The 2,680-nt window shown below is 41.9% G+C and carries 4 protein-coding genes; all 4 read right to left on the bottom strand.

Annotated features, from left to right (window positions below; translation table 11 throughout):
* The coding region (locus tag AC1DSB_RS17670; protein WP_477587246.1) for a manganese efflux pump at positions 1-460 on the bottom strand (460 nt) is incomplete at its 3' end.
* A gap of 57 nt (positions 461-517) precedes the next feature.
* Positions 518-1,552, bottom strand: a complete 1,035-nt coding sequence (locus tag AC1DSB_RS17665; protein WP_477530873.1) for an L-threonylcarbamoyladenylate synthase — start codon at positions 1,550-1,552, stop codon at positions 518-520.
* Between the two features lie 82 nt (positions 1,553-1,634).
* Complete coding sequence (locus tag AC1DSB_RS17660) at positions 1,635-2,210, bottom strand: stage II sporulation protein R (RefSeq protein ID WP_477530872.1); 576 nt, start codon at positions 2,208-2,210, stop codon at positions 1,635-1,637.
* 44 nt (positions 2,211-2,254) lie between these two features.
* A partial coding sequence (locus AC1DSB_RS17655) for a methyltransferase (protein ID WP_477587245.1) occupies positions 2,255-2,680 on the bottom strand: 426 nt, incomplete at its 5' end.

Here is a 2,680-nt window from a genome sequence, read left to right as displayed (position 1 = left end):
ACATGAGACATACTCCTGATATGCGTGTTAGCAATGGTCCTTTGATCAGTTTGCTTTTTAGCGCAACATATGAAAACGCTAAAGCGAAAAAGCCGGCACTGAATAAGAAAAACCACTTTTGTAATTGAAGCATACCAAAAGAAAGGCTAACTGAAAAGGTATCAATGCTGACAACAATAGCAAGTAAAATGGGGGGAATGAGTGTGGATTTTGGTTTTTGTTGATATAAGCATAAATGAACACCTGTAAGAAATAAAAGAATACTGGAGATGAAACGTCCACCTTCAACGATGAACGAGGTAACCCACTCTCCTGCTAGAAACCCAAGGAGCGGGAAAATCATATGTAAAATTCCTGTCCAGATGGCAAGGATGAGCGGGAAGCGGATTTTTGGTAATACACTATAAAGTGCGACGACATCCAGTGCGGTAAGTAGCCCCGCAAGCATTTCTGTAGGCAATGAAAAAATCTCCCCCCTCTATTGCATTGCTTCTAGCTTATGCAAAAAAGGAAGAGATTAGGAGTGCCACCAGTTGCCATCGGCTGCTTTTTCTAGACGATTGAAAATGGCTGCACCAACACCTGTTTTTTCAGGTACCGTAACGAGTATCATATCAGCCGTTGTTTCATCGCACGAACGTAAATGTGCGTATAAATGTTGTGCAGAAGTTTCGAGATTTTGTTGATTGCCGAGTGAAAAGAACCAGTCTGCCCCGCCTTGACTGAATTCATCTGTAGCGAGTAAAGCAACTTTTTGTTGGTTCATATGTATTGTCTGAATGGCTTTCTTTACCGAGTTCACATCTGGTTGAATTAAATACACTGGCGCATCAGGTGCGTAATGTGCATATTTCATGCCAGGTGCCCGTGGTACGGATGCTTCATCCACTTTGGTTGTTTCTGGTTCAATTACTTTGCCAATAACTTCCTGTAGCATGTGCGCTGTAACGCCGCCTGGACGCAGGATCACGGGTGGATCAACAGTAAAATCCACAACGGTTGATTCAAGTCCGATTCCGGTAGCCCCGCCATCTAAGATGAGAGGAATTCGTCCGTTCAAATCTTTTTCCACATGCAGAGCAGTTGTTGGGCTTGGTTTACCGCTGCGGTTTGCACTTGGTGCGGCAACGGGGTGTTTAAGCATGGTCAGTAATTCCAGTGCAACTGGATGATCAGGCATGCGTAATCCTACTGTTGATAATCCAGCGGTTACATTCGGAGCAAACGTATTCGGTTTTGCGTCTAAAATCAGTGTTAATGGACCCGGCCAAAACGCTTTGATGCATGCATCAGCTTTTTCAGGAACAGAAGTGACGTATTTTACGATGTCGTAAGCTTTACCAACATGAACAATCAATGGGTTATCGGAAGGTCTGCCTTTTGCCTCGAAGATTTTCGCGACTGCTTGTTCATCCGTAGCAATGGCTCCCAAACCGTAAACTGTTTCAGTCGGAAATGCGACAACTTCACCAGCCATTAATTTTTCCACAGCTTGTGAATAAAATTCGATTTTATTCACATTGTTATCCACAATGAGTTTTTTCGTTTCCATACGATATTTCTCCTTTCTATTAGGGTAATGTGTTAGTTATGCACATGTTGTTGATAACTACGTGTGTAAATGTGTATAACTCTTACCAAAACTTGCTTTTTATCCACTCCCATGTCCAAAACTTCACAGGCTCTTCTTCTATCACTTCTTCTTCTTCTTCTTGATAACATACCTTTGGAAATAATGCGCACCACCAGTTGTCACCTTTGCCACTTCCGATTGTCACAACAAGTGATTGGTGAAAATCTTGTGCATAAAAGTAAGTGCCATCTGTTTTTGGTGGAATCAATGCTTTTGCCAAGCTGATATGGATTGCCTGTTTTGTGAAAGCTTGTGCTTTTAACGTGATTTCCGTAGATAGCGCATTCAATTCTTTTTCAAGTTGTGCCGTTGTTTGAACGCTGGCAGCTGCTTTTTCAAGAAGTGGTTGAATTTCTTGCTGAATTAACGATTTGATTTGCTGATCTTCGCTAGTGTTGCTGTTTGCAACAATTCTTATTTGAATAGCGTCTGCTGGTACTGCCTCGGCTGCACCGCTAATAACTGGCAATAAAAATAGTAATGTTTGAATGAGTAAGAGCGACAGGATGAGTTCAATCCATGGAGACCGCTTCGTTTGCTGTTCTTCGTTTCTGAAAATCTCGTAATCTTGTATCACTGTTCATTCCCCCTTGACATCATTGTGGACAAGGTGTTGATAGTTTATTCACGAATCTCACAAAAAATCATTCTTTCTTTTCCGTTTATATCTTTTACTATATCAACTTGAGCAGTTGGGAACGATTTTTGGAAGAAAGATTGGACAGCGGGACCTTGCGCATAGCCGATTTCCAGACCAATCAGTGCAGGTCGATTCATGATTGCAGGGAGTTCTACAGCTAACCTTTTATATAACTGAAGTCCTTCTTCATCAGCAAAAAGAGCACTATGAGGCTCATAGTTTAATACAGTATCTGATAGAGTCGTAGCTTCTTCGTGTGCAATATAGGGAGGGTTCGATAATACGATATCCCACTTTTCATTTGCAATAGGAGCGGTTAAATCACCAAGCTTGAATGTGATGTCTGCATCAAGTTCAGCTGCGTTTGCTTGTGCCACTTTCAGTGCCTGTTGGGATAAATCGGTTGC

Source organism: Paenisporosarcina sp. P4_E4_2 (assembly GCF_056401595.1).
Note: the sequence above shows the minus strand (reverse complement) of the source record. Positions and strands in the feature narration are given on the sequence as shown.

Excerpts from the sequence above, each read along its gene's own strand:
- AC1DSB_RS17665 (WP_477530873.1), bottom strand. The coding sequence starts at position 1,552 with ATGGAAACGAAAAAACTCATTGTGGATAACAATGTGAATAAAATCGAA.